This window comes from Brevibacterium senegalense (assembly GCF_000285835.1).
GTDB lineage: Bacteria > Actinomycetota > Actinomycetes > Actinomycetales > Brevibacteriaceae > Brevibacterium > Brevibacterium senegalense.
In genome coordinates, this window is record NZ_HE978600.1 from 511,638 (window position 1) to 530,895 (window position 19,258).

The 19,258-nt window shown below is 70.2% G+C and carries 15 protein-coding genes and 1 pseudogene; 3 read left to right on the forward strand and 13 right to left on the reverse strand.

Translation table 11 applies throughout. The annotated features are described in order from the left end of the window. Positions 1–725, reverse strand: a pseudogene (locus tag HGBR_RS20125) (hypothetical protein); the annotation flags it as partial. Positions 726–1,046: 321 nt separating this feature from the next. Further along, positions 1,047–1,565, reverse strand: coding sequence for an NUDIX hydrolase (locus tag HGBR_RS16095; RefSeq protein WP_019157733.1), 519 nt, complete (start codon positions 1,563–1,565; stop codon positions 1,047–1,049). Between the two features lie 100 nt (positions 1,566–1,665). Here HGBR_RS16095 and HGBR_RS02425 point away from each other — a divergent pair, with 100 nt between their 5' ends. Further along, positions 1,666–2,361: a vitamin K epoxide reductase family protein gene (locus HGBR_RS02425; RefSeq protein ID WP_245533243.1), complete on the forward strand. Its 696-nt coding sequence runs from the start codon at positions 1,666–1,668 to the stop codon at positions 2,359–2,361. Positions 2,362–2,445: 84 nt separating this feature from the next. Here HGBR_RS02425 and ndk read toward each other — a convergent pair whose 3' ends face one another. The 7 genes from ndk to HGBR_RS16100 all read right to left on the reverse strand — a co-directional run bounded on the left by ndk (position 2,446) and on the right by HGBR_RS16100 (position 11,595). Next, entirely contained in the window at positions 2,446–2,868 is a 423-nt protein-coding gene (gene ndk, locus HGBR_RS02430; protein WP_019157735.1) for a nucleoside-diphosphate kinase, read from the reverse strand. A gap of 115 nt (positions 2,869–2,983) precedes the next feature. Continuing rightward, complete coding sequence (locus HGBR_RS02435; RefSeq protein WP_019157736.1) at positions 2,984–3,355, reverse strand: DUF4233 domain-containing protein; 372 nt, start codon at positions 3,353–3,355, stop codon at positions 2,984–2,986. Continuing rightward, positions 3,352–4,806, reverse strand: coding sequence for a bifunctional folylpolyglutamate synthase/dihydrofolate synthase (locus tag HGBR_RS02440; protein ID WP_019157737.1), 1,455 nt, complete (start codon positions 4,804–4,806; stop codon positions 3,352–3,354). The genes HGBR_RS02435 and HGBR_RS02440 overlap by 4 nt, the downstream gene beginning before the upstream one ends. After that, entirely contained in the window at positions 4,803–8,099 is a 3,297-nt protein-coding gene (gene ileS, locus HGBR_RS02445) for an isoleucine--tRNA ligase (protein ID WP_019157738.1), read from the reverse strand. Before ileS ends, HGBR_RS02440 begins: the two co-directional genes overlap by 4 nt. A 257-nt stretch (positions 8,100–8,356) precedes the next feature. After that, positions 8,357–9,565: an FAD-dependent monooxygenase gene (locus tag HGBR_RS02450; protein ID WP_019157739.1), complete on the reverse strand. Its 1,209-nt coding sequence runs from the start codon at positions 9,563–9,565 to the stop codon at positions 8,357–8,359. Then, positions 9,562–10,314 (reverse strand): SDR family oxidoreductase, encoded by a 753-nt coding sequence (locus HGBR_RS02455; RefSeq protein WP_019157740.1) that lies wholly within the window; start codon positions 10,312–10,314, stop codon positions 9,562–9,564. The genes HGBR_RS02450 and HGBR_RS02455 overlap by 4 nt, the downstream gene beginning before the upstream one ends. A 72-nt stretch (positions 10,315–10,386) precedes the next feature. Next, positions 10,387–11,595 (reverse strand): acyltransferase, encoded by a 1,209-nt coding sequence (locus HGBR_RS16100; protein ID WP_019157741.1) that lies wholly within the window; start codon positions 11,593–11,595, stop codon positions 10,387–10,389. 73 nt (positions 11,596–11,668) lie between these two features. Here HGBR_RS16100 and valS point away from each other — a divergent pair, with 73 nt between their 5' ends. Beyond that, positions 11,669–14,341, forward strand: coding sequence for a valine--tRNA ligase (gene valS, locus HGBR_RS16105; RefSeq protein ID WP_051013262.1), 2,673 nt, complete (start codon positions 11,669–11,671; stop codon positions 14,339–14,341). Between the two features lie 150 nt (positions 14,342–14,491). After that, positions 14,492–15,157, forward strand: a complete 666-nt coding sequence (locus HGBR_RS02470; protein WP_019157743.1) for an AIM24 family protein — start codon at positions 14,492–14,494, stop codon at positions 15,155–15,157. 132 nt (positions 15,158–15,289) lie between these two features. Here the strand turns inward: HGBR_RS02470 and HGBR_RS02475 are convergent, their stop codons facing one another. The 4 genes from HGBR_RS02475 to HGBR_RS02490 form a co-directional block, all read right to left on the reverse strand. After that, positions 15,290–15,973, reverse strand: coding sequence for a hypothetical protein (locus tag HGBR_RS02475; RefSeq protein ID WP_019157744.1), 684 nt, complete (start codon positions 15,971–15,973; stop codon positions 15,290–15,292). A gap of 179 nt (positions 15,974–16,152) precedes the next feature. After that, positions 16,153–17,439, reverse strand: a complete 1,287-nt coding sequence (gene clpX, locus HGBR_RS02480) for an ATP-dependent Clp protease ATP-binding subunit ClpX (RefSeq protein WP_019157745.1) — start codon at positions 17,437–17,439, stop codon at positions 16,153–16,155. A 163-nt stretch (positions 17,440–17,602) separates the two neighbouring features. Then, positions 17,603–18,253 carry an ATP-dependent Clp protease proteolytic subunit gene (locus HGBR_RS02485; RefSeq protein WP_019157746.1) on the reverse strand — a complete coding sequence of 217 codons (651 nt, stop codon included), beginning with the start codon at positions 18,251–18,253 and terminating at the stop codon, positions 17,603–17,605. 35 nt (positions 18,254–18,288) lie between these two features. Further along, positions 18,289–18,876: an ATP-dependent Clp protease proteolytic subunit gene (locus HGBR_RS02490; protein ID WP_040364613.1), complete on the reverse strand. Its 588-nt coding sequence runs from the start codon at positions 18,874–18,876 to the stop codon at positions 18,289–18,291. Between the last annotated feature and the right edge of the window lie 382 nt (positions 18,877–19,258).

Genomic DNA, 19,258 nt, shown 5'->3' on the forward strand with positions numbered 1-19,258 from the left:
CGGGACCGGTCGTCGCCGTCGTCGCGGCGGGAGGACTCGCGGTCGTCCGACCGGTCCTCGTCCGAATCGTCGCCGTCGTCGTCGTACGAGTCATCGGAGTCGTCCTCATCGTCTGCGAACCACGAGTCGTCGATCTCCTCCGCCAGCTCCGCTTCCGGCGGCTGGAACAGCAGTCCACCGCCGGCCGGCGCCGCGATCGGCGCGTACGACGAGGGGTCTGCCGAGGTCGAGTGCGAGAAGGGGTTCCGCGTGTCGACGACCGGGGTCGAGGCCGCCTCATCGTCCTCGTCCGTCGTGGAGTCGGGGCCCGTGGAGGCGGAGTGGTCCTCAGTCGACTGGTCCTGGGACGACTGGTCCTGGGACGACTGGTCCTGGGCCGCCTGGTCCGCCACGAAGAACAGTCCACCGCCGGCCGGCGCCTGGGCCGGTGCCGGCGTCCGCGTGCGGGACTGCGCGCGGCGGGCACGGGTGTACCCGGCGGGCGCGTCGTCCTCTGCGGACTGCGGGGATCCGTCCTCGTCCCGGGAATCCTGCTCCCGGACCGGCGCGTCCTCGCGCGGCTCCCGCAGGCGGCCCGCGGCCTCGGCGATGTCGTCCAGGGCGGACTGTGCGGTGGGGGCGGAATCGCGCGGGGAGTCCTCGGCATCGCGGGAGGCGCGCAGGGAGGCGAGGTCGGCGAGGATCCCTTCGGTGGGGTCCACTCCGTCGTCGTGGGTGTTGGACATGTCTGGAGTCTCCTGTCCGCGATCGGAACGCCACACCTGCGTCCTGACCGCGGTCGGTCGTCAGCGCCCGGCAGACTGCTGCGGGCTCGGAAACCTGCAGTGCGCGTGCCCGGCTCGCGCGGATGCGCGCGGCGGCCTGGCACGAGCCGCTTCTGCTTGTGCGACCGGCGCGAGGGGTCTCACGCGGCGGACTGACCGCCGTGTGCGCTGCTCGGCTCGGTGGAAGCGGGACGGTCCGGGTGTGGACGGACCTGCACTGCCCTCCAGTATGTCACAGCGAACCTGCGTGAACACTGACGGCGCGCACCCCGGCGCGCATTCTCAGCTCCGCCCGGCCCACAGTCGCAGGGCGTAGCCGGTGGTCGACATGACCGGCACACCGTCGCGCGATCGGTCAGGACCCTCCGACGTGTGGTCGGTCAGGTCGCCCGCGTCCTGCGGCAGCACGTCGGCCAGCGGCACCCAGGCGGCGAACTCCGTGCTGCCGTCCACCTCGAGCGTGCCCAGCGTGCCGCCGGTCACCTCCGCCTCGAAGAGGACGGCCGCACTCTTGAACGGTCGTGGGTCCCGGCTGCCCGTGCGGGTCCGCGGGACGAAGGTCCGGGCGCCCAGCATCGAGGTGAGCCGCACGTCGTAGCCGGTCTCCTCGCGGACCTCGCGGATCGCGGCGGCCTCGAACCCCTCGTCGTACTCGACTCCCCCGCCGGGCAGGGTCCACATGCGGCCCCACCGGGAGTTCCCCTCCCGCAGCATGCTCAGCAGCACGTGGGGTTCCCCCGCGCACTCCTGGACGATCACGCAGTACGCCGCCAGTCGGGTGTCGTAGTCGCGGAAGCCCATAGGAGGAACACTATTCCAGCTCCTGCCCCGCCTCCGGAGTCCTGTGTGCCGGGTCTCATCCGATTGCAGGGCGCGTCCGCGGTCGTGCATCCTTAGCCTCGTGAGCACTCGAGACACGGCAGGCGCCCCCGCGGCGGACCCGGCGACCCCCTCCGACCCCCACGACTCAGGACCGGGACCGGACGGCGGCGGGACTGCGCGCCGGTGGTTCACGACCGACCGGGGCATGGGCGTCTTCCTCCTTGTCACGAGCATCATCGGATTCCTCGCGGCGTTCGAGCTCACCGTCGACAAGTTCCGCCTGCTGGCCGACCCGGAGGTCGTGCTGAGCTGCGACCTCAACCCGTTCTTCTCCTGCGGCAGCGTCATGGAGTTCCCGCAGTCGGAGATCTTCGGCTTCCCCAACCAGCTGCTGGGCGTCTTCGCGTACGCGGTGCCGCTGGTCCTGGGGGTGCTCCTCGTCTCGCGGGTCGCGCTGCCGGACTGGATCATGAACGGACTGTCCGTGGGTCTGCTGGGCGGCGTCGCCCTCGTCACCTACCTCCAGTACGCCTCGATCATCCGGATCGGCGTGGGCTGCCCGTGGTGCATGATCGTCTGGGTCGTCGCGATCCTGCAGTTCTGCGTGGTACTGGCGGCGAACGTCCTGCACGGCCGGTTGGGCGAGGGACTCCGGCGCTCGACCGCGGTCCGTGTCCTGGCGTCGTCGCCGGTGCTCATCGCGTGCCTCTGGCTGCTGGTGGTCGGCACCGTCATGGTCGTGAACTTCTGGACCTTCTTCGGCTCGCTCATCTGAGCCGCCTCAGTTGAGCCGCCCACGCGCAGAGACGACGATCCCCGCAGCCCGTGACCCGGGCTGCGGGGATCGTCGTCTGCGCTCTCAGGCGCCGGTGGGGAACCAGATGGCGATCTCGCGCTGGGCGGACTCGACGGAGTCGGAGCCGTGCACGATGTTCTTCTGGACCTTCTCGCCCCAATCGCGGGACAGGTCGCCGCGGATGGTGCCGGGGGCCGCCTCCGTGGGGTCTGAGACGCCCGCCATGACACGGAAGCCGCGGATCACGTCGTCGCCGGAGGCGACGAGGGCGACGATCGGCCCGGAGGACATGAAGTCGACGAGCGGCTGGTAGAAGGGCTTGCCCTCGTGCTCCGCGTAGTGGGCCGCCAGCTGATCCGCGGTCGCACGGACCAGGCTGAGCTGCTCGAGCACGTAGCCCTTGCGCTCGATGCGGGCCAGCACATCGCCCACGAGGCCGCGCTCGACACCGTCCGGCTTCACGAGGATGAGGGTGCGCTCTGACATGGGGTCTCCATTCTGTTGAGGAAGTCCGAGTGGGGGTGGGCAGGGGCTGAGCCTGCGGATCCGTCCAGGAGCGACACTAGCGGGTCCGCCCCTCCCGCCGCGACGGGCGCGGGACTCAGGCCTCCCGCGCCGCGGCCTCGCGATCGATCCGCCGACCCCAGTACACGCCCACGCCCCACATCGTGCCGAAGACGAGGGCGACGAAGACGAGGCCGGGCGACACGATCCCCAGCGCGAGGATCACGATCTGGCCGATCCAGCCCAGAACGATCCCGGGCCGGTTCTGGAAGCGGCGCCGCGGCAGCAGGGCAGCGGCCGCGATGAGCAGGAGCGCCGTCGCCGTCAGCAGGGCGATGTAGACACCCATCGAGATGAACGCGGGACGCAGGCCGATGCCCATGAGTCCGGCGAAGTACAGGACCAGCACCTCGCACACGAGCACGACCCCGGCCAGGATGGGCAGCTTCGACTTCGCGTGCGCGGTCACGAGCGCTCCCCCGCGCCCAGGAGGACCCGCGCCTCCGCGACCGTCAGGAGCGACCCGGTCACGACGATGCCGGCGCGCGCACGCTCACCGGCGGCGGCCTCGGCGGTGTCCGCCAGATCGATCGCCCGCATGAGAGCGTCCTTCACCGTCGCGGTGACGGTCACGTCGTCCGCATCGAACCACTCCTGCGCCGCGTCGGCCAGGTCCTGGGACTCCATGGCCCGCTCGCTGAGCGCCTGCGTCACGATGACGCGGTCGGCGAACCGGTGCACGTACTCGAGGACGCCGTGCGGGTCCTTGTCCGCGAACATGCCCAGCACGACGGTCACGTCCGTGAGGTCGAACGCCTCCGCCATCGTGTCCGCCAGTGCCGCCGCGCCCGCAGGGTTGTGCGCGCCGTCGACCAGGATGGTCGGCTCGGACTTGAGGACCTCGAGCCGGCCGGGGCTCGTGAGGGACGACAGCGCCTCCCCCACCGCGTCCTCCGCCAGGGCACGGTCGCCGCCGGTCAGGAACGCCTCCGCGAGTGCCACGGCCGTCGCCGCGTTGTGCGCCTGATGCGCGCCGTGCAGCGGGAGGAAGAGGTCCGGGTAATCCCCGCCGATCCCCCGCAGCGACACCATCTGCCCGTCGACGGCGAGCGTGCGCTCGACGACGCCGAAGCCCTCGTCCTCGACCCAGCCCTGCAGCCCGCGCGAGGTGACCTGCTCGCTCAGCACGGCGAGGGCGTCCTCCTCCGGCTGGCGGGCGATGACGACGAGCGGCGACGGCTCCGGGGTGTCCTCCACCGTGCGGTCGAGGATCCCCGCCTTCGTCGTCGCGATCGCCTCGATCGTGTCGCCCAGGAACGCCTGGTGGTCGAGGCCCACGGCCGTGAAGCCGCAGACGCGGGCGTCGACGACGTTCGTGGAGTCCCACTCGCCGCCCATGCCCACCTCGAGCACCATGACGTCCACGGGCGCGTCCGCGAAGACCGCCAGCGCCAGGACCGTGAGCGCCTCGAAGAAGGTGAGGCCCGGGCGGCCCTCGTCCGCGAGCCCCTGGTCGACGAGTGCGAGGACCGGTTCGATCTCGTCGTGGACGCGGGCGAAGGTGCCCGCCTCCACCTCGATGCCGTCGACGCTGATGCGCTCCGTCACCCGCGTGAGGTGGGGGCTGGTGAAGCGTCCCACCCGCAGGTTGTGCGCGCTCAGGAGTGCATCGACCATCCGCGCGGTCGACGACTTCCCGTTGGTGCCGGTGATCATGATCGCCGGTGCCGCCCGGTGGATGTCGCCCAGCAGCTCGCAGGCCCGGCGGGTCGCGTCGAGGCGCAGCTCCACCTGCGTCTCCCCCGCCCGCGCCAGCAGGGCGGCGTAGACGCGGGCCAGCTCGCCGGGCTCCACGGGCTCCGGCTCGACGATCACGTCGTCCCGGTCCGGGGCCCCGTCCTGCTCCGTCCTGTCCGTCATGCCTTCTCCACGCGCACGGAGACGCCCTCGCCCAGCTCGCCCACGCTCAGGGCGTCCGCTCCTGCCGACGCGGGATCCGCGATCTGCAGATCGACGGCCAGCACCTCGCCGGCCACCAGCGCGCGGTGGGTCGTGAGCGCGGCGGCGACGGCCTCGGGCGCGTGCAGGGTGACCCGGATGCGGTCCGAGACGTCCAGGGCCAGCTGCTTGCGCACGCCCTGGATCGCGCGGATCGCGTCGCGGGCGGTGCCCTCGGCGGTCAGTTCGTCCGTCAGAGCGGTCTCGAGCGCGATGAACCCGTCCTGGACGGGCGCCAGCGCGAGCGACTCGGAGGCGGACTCCGCGCGCTCCTCGAGCGTGTACTCGCCCTCGATGAGCTCGATGCCGCCGGCGGTCACGACGCCGTCGTCGACGGACCAGTCGCCGGACTTCGACCCGCGGATCGCCTGCTGCACGTCCTTGCCCAGGCGGGGGCCGGCGGCACGCGCGTGCACGGTCAGGCTGCGCTCGAACGAGAAGCCTGCGTCGCGGGCCTCGGCGGTGCCCAGCACGCGGACGCTCTTGACGTTGAGCTCGTCCGCGATGATCGCGGTGAAGTCCTCGCCCAGCGCCAGGTCCGTCACGAGCACCAGCTGAGACAGCGGCAGGCGGACGCGCAGGTTGCGCGCCTTGCGCAGCGCGGAGCCGGCGGAGCACACGGACCGGGTGAAGTCCATGGCCGCGACGAGGTCCTCATCCTGCGGGAACCCGGCTGCGTCCGGGAAGTCCTCGAGGTGGACGGACCGACCGCCGGTCAGGCTCTTCCAGATCTCCTCCGCGGCGAACGGCAGCAGGGGCGCGATCGCCCGCAGCAGCGCCTCGAACGCGGTGGAGAACACGTCGAACGTTGCGTGCGAGGCCTCCGAGCCGTCCCAGAAGCGGCGCCGCGAGCGGCGGACGTACCAGTTCGTCAGCATGTCGAGGTGGCTCTGCGTGAGCGCGGAGGCCGACCAGATGTCGTAGCCGTCCATCGCGGCCTGGAACTCATCGAGGAACTCGCGCGTCTTCGCGACCAGGTAGCGGTCCAGCACCTGGTCGGACTCGAGCGAGCGCTGCGCCTCGTACCCGGTGCCCGGGCCCGCGGGGCCGTCCGCCGTGTTCGCGTAGGTCGCGAAGAACTGCCACGCGTTCCACAGCGGCAGCAGCACCTGGCGGACGCCGTCGCGGATGCCCTGCTCCGTCACGATGAGGTTGCCGCCGCGCAGGATGGGGCTGGACATGAGGAACCAGCGCATCGCGTCCGAGCCGTCGCGGTCCAGGACCTCGTTCACGTCCGGGTAGTTGCGCAGGCTCTTCGACATCTTCTGCCCGTCGGAGCCCAGCACGATCCCGTGCGAGATGCACGTGAGGAACGCGGGGCGCTCGAAGAGGGCCGCCGCGAGGATGTGCAGCGTGTAGAACCAGCCGCGGGTCTGCCCGATGTACTCGACGATGAAGTCCGCCGGGTAGTGGTTCTCGAACCACTGGGCGTTCTCGAACGGGTAGTGGACCTGGCCGTACGGCATCGACCCGGAGTCGAACCAGACGTCCAGCACGTCCTCGACGCGACGCATCGTGGACTTCCCGGAGGGGTCGTCCGGGTTGGGCCGGGTGAGCTCGTCGATGTACGGGCGGTGCAGGTTGGGCTGCCCGTCCGGGCCCACGGGCAGACGGCCGAAATCGCGCTCGATCTCCTCGAACGAGCCGTAGACGTCGATGCGGGGGTAGGCGGGGTCGTCCGAGCGCCACACCGGGACCGGGGAGCCCCAGAAGCGGTTGCGGGTGATCGACCAGTCGCGCGCGTTCTCCAGCCACTTGCCGAACTGGCCGTGCTTGACGTTGCCGGGCACCCACGTGATCTGCTCGTTCGTTGCGAGCATCGTCTCCTTGATCTGCGTGACGGAGACGAACCAGCTGCTGACCCCCTTGTAGATGAGGGGGTTCTTGCAGCGCCAGCAGTGCGGGTAGGAGTGGTCGTAGGTCTCGTGCCGCAGCAGCACGGTGCCCGGGGAGACGGAGGCGACGACGGCCTCGGCGGAGGCCGTCGCGGCCTTGAGGTCGCGGATGATGCGCGGGTTCGCGTCGAAGACCAGGTCGCCCGCGTACTCGGACACGGGGGCGGTGAAGCGCCCGTCGGCACCGACCGGCATGACGGCTTCGATGTTCTCGCGCTGGGTGACGACGTGGTCGTCCTCACCGAAGGCGCCCGCGGTGTGCACGAGCCCGGTGCCGTCCGTCGTCGTGACGAAGTCGCCCTCGACGACCCGGAACGCGTTCTCCTGGTCCGTGTAGTACGTGAACGGCGGGGCGTAGTGGGCCTGGAGCAGCTGGGATCCCGTGAGCCGTGCGACGACGGTGGGCTCCTCCCCCAGTTCGCGGGCGTACGCGGCCAGACGGGCCTCCGCCAGCACGTAGCGCTCCGGCACTCCCGTGGGGCTGTCGGACTCGACGACGACGTAGTCGATGTCCGCGCCCGCGACGATCGCGAGGTTGGACGGCAGGGTCCAGGGCGTCGTGGTCCAGATGAGGAAGAGGGCACCGGTCAGTGCGTCCCGCACCTCATCCGTCGCCGAGGCCGGGGCCGCCGTGCACCGCAGGCCCACCGTGACAGCCGGGTCCTGGCGCATCTTGTAGACCTCGTCGTCCATGCGCAGCTCGTGGTTGGACAGCGGCGTCTCGTCCGACCAGCAGTAGGGCAGGACGCGGAAGCCCTCGTAGACGAGGCCCTTGTCGAAGAGGCTCTTGAAGACCCAGAGGACGGACTCCATGAATTCCGGGTTGAGCGTCTTGTAGTCGTTCTCGAAGTCGACCCAGCGACCCATCCGGTTGACGTACTCCTGCCACTCGTCCGTGTAGCGCAGGACAGAGGCGCGGGCGGCCTCGTTGAACGTCTCGACCCCCATCTCGAGGATCTCGTCCTTGGTCGTGAGGCCCAGCTGGCGCATCGCCTCGAGCTCCGCCGGCAGGCCGTGGGTGTCCCAGCCGAAACGGCGCTCCACCTTCTTTCCGCGCATCGTCTGGTAGCGCGGGACGACGTCCTTCGCGTAGCCGGTCAGGAGGTGGCCGTAGTGCGGCAGGCCGTTGGCGAACGGAGGGCCGTCGTAGAACACGAACTCGTTCTCGCCGTTCGGGCCGGCCTCGCGGGCCTCGACGCTGGCGCGGAACGTGTCGTCCTGCTCCCAGAACTCGAGGATCCGCTGCTCCAGATCCGGGAACGACGGGGATGCTGACAGCCCGAAGGCGGAACCCTGCTTGGGGTAGATGCGGTCACTCATGAGCGTCCTTTGGTGCGCGGGACACGTGCACCGGGTGGTACGCGTGACCCTGTTTACGGTTTCTCCCGTGCGAGGACGACTGCGCCTGGGCGCCGCCGCGGTACCACCCCGCTTATCCGCGCGCCCGTCCGTGGGACGTGCCGCGAATCGCTCAGTCGGCTGTGACGGGCCGTCCCGTCCGGTTCTACTGGGCCCGCGCGTGCGGACGGTTCTTCCGGATGCTCCCCGGTGATGGCCGGATCGATGCACGGACGATCCTACCGCACGTGGACTCCCGGGCCGTCCCACTCCTGCACCTGTCGGATCTGCCGCCGCAGTGCGGGCTCCGGGGTCAGGTCCAGGACCGCGTCGCGCACGCGGGTCAGTCGCGGGCCCGGGAGATGGGCGACGTCGCCGATGAGGCGCGACAGCCGCGCGATCCGCTGCGATCGCGGCCTGCGCAGTGCGTCGTAGGAGGCGAGCGCCGTGGCCACTCCATCGACCGGCGCGCGCTGCGGCGGGAGATATGTGAGGACGTCGGCGAGGCCCGCGCACAGCTGGGCCGCGTCCTCGAGCCCCTGCCCGCCGCCCTGGCCCAGGTTGGGCGTCATCGCGTGCGCAGCGTCGCCCACGAGGACGATGCGTCCTCGCACGTACGAGGACAGGTGGCCGGCGAGCTCGAGGATGGGCAGGCGGTGCACGGCGGTGGGGTGGGTCGCGGACAGGATCTCCGGGATCGGGTCGTGCCACGTGCCGAAGAGACCCTCGAGCACCGCTGTCTCGTCGTGGAACACCGCCACCTCCGGCATCGTCGCGACGGCGAACCAGTAGACGCGGCCGTCCGCCAGGGGCGCGATCCCGAACCGGGTCCGCATGCCCCAGGTCTCCCCGGCCTCGCCACCCAGGTCGACCGGTCCCCGGGTGATGCCCCGCCACGCGCCATAGCCGGCGTACCGCCGGCCCGGGTCGTCGGAGAAGGCGGTGCGCACCTGCGAGCGCATGCCGTCCGCGCCGACGACCAGGTCGAAGGTCTCCTCCTGCGGCAGGCCGTCCGCCGTCGTCCAGCGCACCGCGCCGTCGGGATCTGCGGAGTCGACGCGGGTCCCCGTGCGAACGGACGCTGCGGACCCCAGGGCGTCCACGAGCAGGCGATGGAAGTCGCCCCGGTCCACGACTCGCATCTCTGCGACGGCATCGGCGGGGATGCGGGCGAGCCACCGCCCATCGGGTGCACGCTGGCCTCCGCGCAGCAGACGGACGTCACCGTCTGTGAGAGCGCGGAACCGCGCGCCCAGCCCCAGCGAGTCCAACGCGCGCAGTCCGCCCGCGAAGACCGTGAGGCCCGATCCCCCGGACCGCACCGTGGGCGCCTCCTCGAAAACGGTGACGGCCGCACCTGAGCGGACGAGCCCCACAGCGGTCGCGAGCCCCGCGATCCCCGCACCGATGACGGCGACGCGCAGGCCCTCCGCCGTCACTGACGTCACAGCCCCTGGTTGCGTGCGACCTTGTGCTGCGCGGCCTGTGCGATGGGCCGGATGACCATGAGGTCGACGTTGAAGTGGTGCGGACGCGTGAGCGTCCAGACGACCGCGTCCGCGCAGTCGTCCGCCGTCAGCGGCTTCTCGACGCCCTCGTAGACCTTGTCCGCCGCCTCCTGCGAGCCCAGGCGCTTGCGGGAGAACTCCTCCGTCGCGACCATCCCGGGTGCGATCTCGATGACGCGGACGGGGCGGCCCGCCAGTTCCAGGCGCAGGGTCGCGGCGACGGAGTGCGCGCCGTGCTTGGACGCGACGTAGCCGCCTCCGCCCTCGTAGACGATGTGGCCGGCGGTCGAGGACATGATGACGATGTCGCCACGGCCGGACTCCTCGAGCGCGGGCAGCAGCGCCTTGACGCAGCGGACGACGCCCAGCACGTTGAGGTCGAACATCCCGGCCCAGTCGTCGAGCCCCGCGTTCTCGACCGTGTCGTTGCCGAACGCGGCGCCCGCGTTCGCGACGAGGGAGTTGACGGGGCCGCCCGCCAGGACCTGCTCCGCCATCGCGGCGACGGACTCGTCGCTCGTCATGTCCGCGACGATCCAGTCGCAGCCGGTCTCCTCCGCCAGGGCGGTGAGCTCCTCCTCCCGGCGGGCGACGGCGACGACGTCCCAGTCCAGTGCCCGCAGGCGGCGGACGGTCTCTGCTCCCATGCCGGAGCTGGCTCCGGTGACGACGGCACGCAGTGCACTCATGTGACTCTCCTTCGCGGAACGGGCCGCGCGCAGCGCGCACGGCGATGCATCCTCGTGTGGTGGTGGTCTCACTCAGTCTACTGAGCGCTCCGGCTCCGGGGGCGCCTCCTCCTGCGGAGCCGCGGTCTCGTCCGGGGGCTCGATCTCCTCGCCCGGCGGTGGCTCGTGCACGGGCGGCTGCGTGAGGGACGAGGCGGTGGCCGCCGCGACCCCGGCGGGTATCTCCCCGAACGCCACACGCACCACCGGGATCCGGAGTGCGATGAGGGTGACGACTGCGCAGATGACCGCGTAGACGAGTGGCAGGACCAGCCCGTGGACCAGGACGGCGACGGGGGAGTCCGGCACGCCGATGAGATCGCGCAGTGAGTACACGAGCAGCGGGTGCAGCAGGAACACCCCGAACGAGTACGGGAAGAGGCGGCGCAGTCCCAGGTAGGGACGGCTGTCGTCGTCGAACAGCCGGTGGAGCACCAGATACCCGGTCAGGCTCATGACGACGACGGTGGGCGACAGGTACTCGTAGACGACGACCCACGGCCGGTCCCCGGGGCCGAAACCGGCCCACAGCATCGTGACCGCGATCGCCCCCAGGAACCCCACGAGGCTCCAGGCGAGCGCCGCGCCCCGCACCACGTAGTCGCGCATGATCCAGCCCAGCAGGTAGTAGCCCATCATCGGCAGGAAGCGGGTCGCGATGTTGGGCTCTCCCACCCCGCCCAGGACGGACGCGAAGTGGTCGACGACGCCGATCCCCAGGAGCACGAGGGCGGTCCCCCACTGCGCGCGGCGGGAGCCGTGGACGGTGAGCTGGCGCATGAACGGCGTCAGCAGCGCCAGGAGCGCCAGGATGTAGAGGAAGTACAGCTGCACGAACGGCGACCCGGTGAGGATCGCGGTGAACGGGTCCCAGCCCGTTTCGCGGCCGGCCATGAAGAAGAGCCGGTAGGGGATGTAGACGGCGGTCCAGACGACGAGGGGCACGCCGATCCGCCAGAACCGCTTGGACAGGAAGTCGCGGGGACGACCGCCCTTCTCCGGGTCCAGGGCGAGCGCACCGGCGATCATGAGGAAGACCGGGACGGACCACCGGCTGAAGGAGTCGATGACGTTCGCGGTCCACCACGACGGGGTGCCGTGGTCGGTGAAGCGCAGGCCCACCGTGTCCGCGATCGTGTGGATCGCGATGACCGCGATGATCGCCGCCGAACGCGTGGGATTCATCCACTGCGTGGACCGCGGCGGCGGTCCCGTCTCTTCCACCCGATCCAACAGAGCCATGGAGGATATCCTGCCAGGCTTCGCCCTCCGGCACCCGCTGGGCTCAGGTGCCCCGTATGGGACAATCGCCCCCATGACGACTTCCAGCACACATGACTCGGTGCATCTTCCGGACCGGCCGGCCCTCGAGGGCCTCAAGGACAAGTGGGACGCCGCGTGGACGGAGTCGGGCGTCTATGCCTTCGACCCGGACACCACCCGCGACGAGGTCTACTCGATCGACACTCCCCCGCCCACCGCATCCGGCTCCCTCCACGTGGGTCACGTGTTCTCCTACACCCAGACGGACGTCATCGCCCGCCACCAGCGGATGAAGGGCAAGAACGTCTTCTACCCGCTGGGCTGGGACGACAACGGCCTGCCCACGGAGCGCCGCGTGCAGAACTACTACGGCGTCACGTGCGATCCGTCGCTGCCGTACGACCCGGAGTTCACCCCGCCCGCCAAGGCGCCGCGGAACGCGCGCGACTTCGTCAAGGTGTCCCGGCAGAACTTCATCGAGCTGTGCCTCACCCTGTCGGAGGAGGACGAGGCGGTCTTCGAGGACCTCTTCCGCTCTGTGGGCCTGTCCGTCGACTGGTCGCACACGTACCGCACAATCGATGACACCGCCCGCGCCATCTCACAGCGCGCGTTCCTGCAGGACCTGTCGACGGGCAACGCGTACTCGCAGGACGCCCCCACGATGTGGGACGTGTCCTTCCGCACGGCCGTCGCGCAGGCGGAGCTGGAGGACCGGGAGAAGGAGGGCGCCTACCACCGCGTCGCGTTCTACCCCGCGGCTGCGGACGGCACGGCCGACCGCACGCAGGACCCGGTCGTCATCGTCACCTCGCGCCCGGAGCTCATCCCCGCCGTCGTCGCCCTCGTCGCACACCCGGACGACGAGCGCTACCAGCCCCTGTTCGGCCGGACCGTCGTGTCCCCGCTGTTCGGGGTCGAGGTCGAGGTCCGCGCCCACGGGCTGGCGAAGGCGGACAAGGGCACCGGCATCGCGATGGTCTGCACCTTCGGCGATCTCACGGACGTGACCTGGTGGCGCGAGCTGGACCTCCCCACCCGCGCGGTCGTGACCCGCGACGGCCGGTTGGCGCAGGAGACGCCCGCGTGGATCGCGGACTCCCCCGCCGCGGGCGCCGCCGAGGCCTACCAGGCCCTGGCGGGCAAGACCACCTTCACGGCCCGCAAGGACATCGCGGACATGCTGCGCGAGTCCGGCGACCTGCTGGCGGAGCCGGAGCCCATCACCCATCCGGTCCCGTTCTTCGAGAAGGGCGACAAGCCGCTCGAGGTCGTCACCTCCCGCCAGTGGTACATCCGCAACGGCGGGCGGTCGGCGGAGCTGCGCGATGAGCTCATCGCCCGCGGCCGCGAGCTCGAATGGCATCCGTCGTTCATGCGGTCGCGTTACGAGAACTGGGTCGAGGGTCTCAATGGGGACTGGCTGGTGTCCCGCCAGCGCCACTTCGGTGTCGCGATCCCCCTGTGGTACCGGCTCGACGAGGACGGCACCCCGGACTACGACGCACCGATCGTCCCGGACGACGCCCAGCTGCCGGTCGATCCGCTGGCCACCGCGCCGGCCGGGTACGACGAGGCGCAGCGCGACGTGCCGGGCGGCTTCACCGCGGATCCGGACGTGCTGGACACGTGGGCGACCTCGTCGCTCACCCCGCAGCTGGTGAGCGGCTGGACGCGCGACGAGACGCTGTTCGCGAACGTGTTCCCCATGGACCTGCGTCCGCAGGGCCACGACATCATCCGCACGTGGCTGTTCTCCACCGTCGTGCGCGCGCACTCCCTGAACGGATCCGTGCCGTGGACGCGCACCGCCCTGTCCGGGTGGATCCTGGACCCGGACCGCAAGAAGATGTCGAAGTCGAAGGGCAACGTGGTCGTGCCCAGCGACATCCTGGCGGAGCAGAAGCCCGGATTCGGCCCGGATGCGGTCCGCTACTGGGCCGCCAGCGCCAAATTCGGCGCGGACACGGCCTACGACACCCAGCAGATGCAGATCGGTCGCCGGCTGGCGATGAAGCTGCTGAACGCCTCGAAGTTCGCGCTGGCACAGGGTGTGCACGCCGGTCACGTGGGACGCGACGACCTCATCACGCACCCGTTGGACCGGTCCGTCATGGCGTCGCTGCAGTCCGTCGTGGCGGATGCGGGCCGGTACATGGACGAGTACAACGGCGCACAGGCTCTGCGGGTCGTCGAGTCGTTCTTCTGGGACTTCACGGACGACTACGTCGAGCTCGTGAAGGACCGGTCGTACGGCGCGCAGGGGGATGCGGCCCAGCAGTCTGCGCACGCGACGCTCGCGACCGCGCTCGATGCGCTCCTGCGCCTGTTCGCCCCGTTCCTGCCGTTCGTGACGGAGGAGGTCTGGTCGTGGTGGCGCGAGGGCTCGATCCACCGTGCGCAGTGGCCCACGGCGCAGCAGACCCAGGAACCGGTCGACCGGCTGGCGCTCGTCGCATCCGCCCTCACGAAGCTGCGGCAGACGAAAACGGAGGCGAAGGTCTCCCAGAAGACGCGCATCACGCGCGCGGTGCTCCGCGCGCCGGCCGACGTGCTCGCTGCGGTCGAGGCCGCGCGCGCAGACCTGCTGGCGGCCGGCCGGGTCGATGAGCTGGAGACGCAGGTGCGGGAGGATGCCACCACCCCGGCGACCGGTGACGAGCAGACCGGGGCCGAGGCCACCGTGCACGTGACGGATGTGGTCTTCGAGACCGTCGACGCCTGAGCGATCGCCGGGAATCGTGGCAGATCTGCACCACGACACCTGATCGGGCTGATCCTCTGCGGTCTACTGTGGGGTGGTGCGGACGCGCGCGTCCGCACCACCCCACAGCCGTCCCCCGCGCCCCCGCGGCGCCGACAGAACAGGTGACTCATGAGATCCGAACTCTTCGCCAAGCGCAATGCGGAGATCCAGTCGACCGAACGCTGGACGCTGCAGTCGCAGAAGATGCTGCGCACCGTCATCACTCCGCAGTCCCCGATCATCGCGACGAAGGGCGCCATGGTCGCCTACCAGGGCAACGTGCAGTTCAAGCACCAGGGGTCCGGCTCCGTGGGGAACTTCCTCAAGAAGCAGGTGTCCGGTGAGGACACCCCCATGATGCGCGCGGAGGGCCAGGGCGAGGTGTTCTTCGCCCGCAACGCGGCGAACATCTTCATGATGCAGCTCGAGGGCCCACAGGATGCGCTGAGCGTGAACTCGTCCTCGCTGCTGGCCTTCGACCCGTCGCTCGATCAGGACATCCGCCGCGTCAAGGGTCTGGGGGCGATGGCCTCGGGTGCCGGCCTCTTCAACGTCGTCCTGTCCGGTCAGGGCATGGCGGCACTGGCCTGCCAGGGCGATCCTCTGGTGCTGGACTGCTCGCAGCAGCCCACCTTCGTCGACCCGCAGGCGGCCGTGTGCTGGTCCGCGAACCTCGCCCCGGACATCCACACGGACGTTTCCCTGGGCTCCTTCATGGGTCGCGGCTCCGGTGAGTCCGTACAGATGAAGTTCCACGGCCCCGGCTTCGTCGTCGTGCAGCCCTCGGAGCTCTGAGCACCCCCGCGCACCGCGGTCCTCCGCACAGCGCAATGGCCCCCGCACGGTGTGCGGGGGCCGTTCTGCATCTGAGCCGTTCTGCGTCCGGCCGGCGCCTGCCCTGAGAGGCTCAGGCCGGAGCCTCTCAGGTCAGGAGGCGGGGATCTCGAACTCCTGGTCGAAGGCGTCGATCTCCTCGTCCGAGCCGATGACCTTCGCGCCGTCGCGCTCGTAGTTCACGAGGTACGTGTCCGCGCGCTCGTCGACGAGGAACGCGATCCAGCCGCTGTGCTCGCCGCCATCGCTGCGCGACACATCGTCCAGCGGTGCGTAGCCGGCCGCGTCCATCTCCTCCTCGACGAGGCGGGTCTTGTTCCCCCAGAACTCGTCGCCCTCGTCCCACGAGATCTCGAAGTTCCCCATCGACACGAGACCGCCGTACTCGTCGCCGGGCATGACGGAGACCTCCAGGAGGACGACCTCGCCGCCGTCGGCCATGAGCTCCGCCTCCTCCTCCGAGGGGAAGTCGCGGATGGCACTGAGAACTTCGACCGTGTCGCCCATGTCCGGGTCCTCGATCGTCTCGCCCACGTCCACCTGGGTCTCCTCACCGGCGGGCGCCGCAGCCGTGTCGTCGGACTCCTCGGCGGAGTCGGCGACTGCGGCCTCGTCCTCCGTCGACTCCTCGGCAGCCGTGTCCTCTGCAGCCGTGTCCTGGGGTGCGGCATCGTCTGCGGCGTCCGATCCGCCGCAGGCACTCAGTGCGAGTGCGAAGCCGGCGGCGAGTGCAGCCGCGGTGGTGGTCCGGCGTGCGGTCGTGCGAGCGATGTGCATGTCTCCTCCTGGCAGTCGCGGCAGGTCAGGACCCGCCGCAGGCTATCGGTACGAGACTCAGCCTAGGAAGCGGAGCGGCCGCATCGCGGCGAATCGTGTTCCCGCTCTGCCACACGGGAGCCGGGACTGACACGGCCCCACGACGTGAGTCATGGGGCCGGATGTCGCAGGGCTGGTTGTCAGGCGCTCTTGCGGCGGGAGGTGCTGCGCCCTCCGGTCGCCTGATCCTTGGGCACCAGCGTGGGGGCCACATTGTCGTCGACGACCGCCTTCGTCACGACGACGCGGTCGACGTCGTCGCGGGAGGGGATGTCGAACATGACGGGCTGCAGGACCTCTTCCATGATCGAGCGGAGGCCGCGTGCACCGGTGCCGCGCAGCAGCGCCAGATCCGCGATCGCCTCCAGCGCGTCCTGCTCGAAGACGAGCTCCACGCCGTCGTAGCGGAACATCCGCTGATACTGCTTGACGAGGGCGTTCTTGGGCTCGCTGAGGATCTGCATGAGCGCCTCGCGGTCCAGGTTGCCCACGGCCGCGATGACGGGCAGACGGCCGATGAACTCCGGGATGAGACCGAACTTGTGGAGGTCCTCCGGCTGCAGATCCTCGAACGGGTCCTTCACGTCCTCTGCGGAGTGCAGCAGGGCGCCGAAGCCGATCCCGTGCTTGCCCTTGCGCGAGGAGATGATCTCGTCGAGACCTGCGAAGGCGCCGGCGACGATGAAGAGGATGTTCGTCGTGTCGATCGAGAGGAACTCCTGGTGCGGGTGCTTCCGACCGCCCTGCGGCGGAACCGCCGCCTCCGTGCCCTCGAGGATCTTGAGCAGCGCCTGCTGGACGCCTTCGCCGGACACGTCGCGCGTGATCGACGGGTTCTCCGACTTGCGGGCGATCTTGTCGATCTCGTCGATGTAGATGATGCCGCGCTGGGCCCGCTCGATGTCGAAGTCCGCGGCCTGGATGAGCTTGAGGAGGATGTTCTCCACGTCCTCGCCCACGTAGCCGGCCTCCGTCAGCGCGGTCGCATCGACCGCGGCGAAGGGGACGTCCAGCTTCTTCGCCAGCGTCTGGGCCAGGTACGTCTTGCCGGAGCCGGTGGGGCCCACCATGAGGATGTTCGACTTCGCGATCTCCACGCCGTCCTCGTCCTGCTGCGCGGAGTCCTGGCTGCGGATCCGCTTGTAGTGGTTGTAGACGGCCACGGCCAGCGCGCGCTTCGCGGGGTCCTGCCCCACGACGTACTCCTCGAGGAAGTCGAAGATCTCACGGGGCTTGGGCAGCTCGACCGGTTCGCCGGACTCCGCCACCGCCGCGTTGAGCTCCTCCTCGATGATCTCGTTGCAGAGGCCGATGCACTCGTCGCAGATGTACACGCCGGGACCCGCGATGAGCTTGCGGACCTGCTTCTGCGACTTCCCGCAGAAATTGCACTTGAGGAGGTCAGCTCCCTCTGCACTGCGCGCCACTGTCCCACCTTCCCCAGGAGCGCGCTCCCAGCGCGCAGCCCCTTAGAACATTCGTCTGCTCAAGCATCCCACACCGGACGGACACGGCGGCCCAGGAGGCCACAGGCGTGTCACCGCACCTGCGTCGCCCCTGGGCCGCCGCATTCCGGATCCGACAATCGGATCAGGCCTGACGGACCGCCTTGCGGGAGGTCAGCACCTGGTCGACCAGGCCGTAGTCCTTCGCCTGCTCCGCCGTGAGGAACAGGTCGCGCTCGATGTCGCGGGACACCTGCTCCGGCGTCTTGTTCGAGTGCGAGGAGAGGGTGTTCTCCAGCCACTCGCGCATGCGCAGCACCTCGTTCGCCTGGATCTCGATGTCGGAGGCCTGGCCCTGGCCCTGCCCCTGCATCGACGGCTGGTGGATGAGGATCCGCGCGTTGGGCAGCGCGAGGCGCTTGCCCGGCGCACCGGCGGCCAGGAGGACCGCGGCGGCGGAGGCCGCCTGGCCCAGGCAGACCGTCTGGATCTCCGGCTTCACGTACTGCATCGTGTCGTAGATCGCGGTCAGCGCGGTGAACGAGCCGCCCGGCGAGTTGATGTACAGCGTGATGTCGCGGTCCGGGTCCTGCGACTCGAGGACCAGCAGCTGGGCCATCACGTCGTCCGCGCTCGTGTCGTCGACCTGGACGCCCAGGAAGATGACGCGGTCGTCGAACAGCTTGGTGTAGGGGTCCTGGCGCTTGAAGCCGTAGGGGGTCCGCTCCTCGAACTGCGGCATGACGTAGCGGGAGGAGGGCATCGGGCCGGCGGTGCCCCAGGGGGTGTGGTTCATCATGAGTCCTTCAGTGTTCCCTTCTGCTCCGACGATCACGCGCCGGGTGCCGTCAGATCCTTGGCGCTCTGCACGACGCCGTCGATGAAGCCGTACTCCTGGGCCTCCTCCGCCGTGAACCAGTGGTCGCGGTCGTTGTCCTCGAGGATCTTCTCGACGGGCTGTCCGGTCTGCTCCGCGGTCAGCTCCGCCATCTGGCGCTTCATGTGCAGGATGAGGTCGGCCTGGATCTTGATGTCCGTCGCCGTGCCGCTGATCCCGCCCAGGGGCTGGTGCATGAGGATGCGGGTGTGCGGGGTGGCGAAGCGCTTGCCCTTCGTGCCGGAGGACAGCAGGAACTGACCCATCGACGCCGCCATGCCCATCGCGACGGTGCCCACGTCCGGCTGGACGTACTGCATCGTGTCGTAGATGGCCATGCCCGCCGTGACGGAGCCGCCCGGCGAGTTGATGTAGAGCCAGATATCCTTGTCCGGGTCCTCCGCGGCCAGCAGCATGAGCTGGGCGCAGATGATGTTCGCGTTGTCGTCGCGCACGTCCGAGCCCAGCCAGATGATCCGCTCGCGCAGCAGCCGGTTGTAGATGTGGTCGTCCAGACCCAGCCCGCCCTGCGGCGCCGCCATGGTCGGGCTCAGCGAGGAGTTGCCTCCGTTGCTCACGTCTCACTCCTGTCGTCGGTGTGGAAGTCTGTCTGAGAGCGTAACCCGCCCCCACCTCCGATTAGTCCTCCGGACACCCGGTGTTCGCCCTCAGCGTGAACGATCCCGGATGCCGCGAGGGCCCCGGACCGGTGTCCGGGGCCCTCGCGCCGCGGTCGCCGACCGCGGGTGCGCTCCCGGTCCGGGAGCGCTGGGTTCACTTCTCGTCGGCGTCCTCGCCCGAGGCCGCGGCCTCGTCCTGGGACGCGGTCGCCTCGTCCGCCGCGACCTCGGCGTCCTCGGCCTGGGCGTCCGCGTCAGCGGCCGCTTCCTCGGCCTCGGCAGCGGCCTCTGCGGCCGCACCGCC

What these genes read in the sequence shown, in the direction of transcription:
- HGBR_RS16095 (WP_019157733.1), bottom strand. Translation starts at nt 1,565, where the DNA reads ATGGGCTTCCGCGACTACGACACCCGACTGGCGGCGTACTGCGTGATC.
- ndk (WP_019157735.1), bottom strand. Translation starts at nt 2,868, where the DNA reads ATGTCAGAGCGCACCCTCATCCTCGTGAAGCCGGACGGTGTCGAGCGC.
- HGBR_RS02440 (WP_019157737.1), bottom strand. Translation starts at nt 4,806, where the DNA reads ATGACGGACAGGACGGAGCAGGACGGGGCCCCGGACCGGGACGACGTG.
- ileS (WP_019157738.1), bottom strand. Translation starts at nt 8,099, where the DNA reads ATGAGTGACCGCATCTACCCCAAGCAGGGTTCCGCCTTCGGGCTGTCA.
- HGBR_RS02455 (WP_019157740.1), bottom strand. Translation starts at nt 10,314, where the DNA reads ATGAGTGCACTGCGTGCCGTCGTCACCGGAGCCAGCTCCGGCATGGGA.
- HGBR_RS16100 (WP_019157741.1), bottom strand. Translation starts at nt 11,595, where the DNA reads ATGGCTCTGTTGGATCGGGTGGAAGAGACGGGACCGCCGCCGCGGTCC.
- valS (WP_051013262.1), top strand. Translation starts at nt 11,669, where the DNA reads ATGACGACTTCCAGCACACATGACTCGGTGCATCTTCCGGACCGGCCG.
- HGBR_RS02470 (WP_019157743.1), top strand. Translation starts at nt 14,492, where the DNA reads ATGAGATCCGAACTCTTCGCCAAGCGCAATGCGGAGATCCAGTCGACC.
- HGBR_RS02475 (WP_019157744.1), bottom strand. Translation starts at nt 15,973, where the DNA reads ATGCACATCGCTCGCACGACCGCACGCCGGACCACCACCGCGGCTGCA.
- HGBR_RS02485 (WP_019157746.1), bottom strand. Translation starts at nt 18,253, where the DNA reads ATGAACCACACCCCCTGGGGCACCGCCGGCCCGATGCCCTCCTCCCGC.
- HGBR_RS02490 (WP_040364613.1), bottom strand. Translation starts at nt 18,876, where the DNA reads ATGGCGGCGCCGCAGGGCGGGCTGGGTCTGGACGACCACATCTACAAC.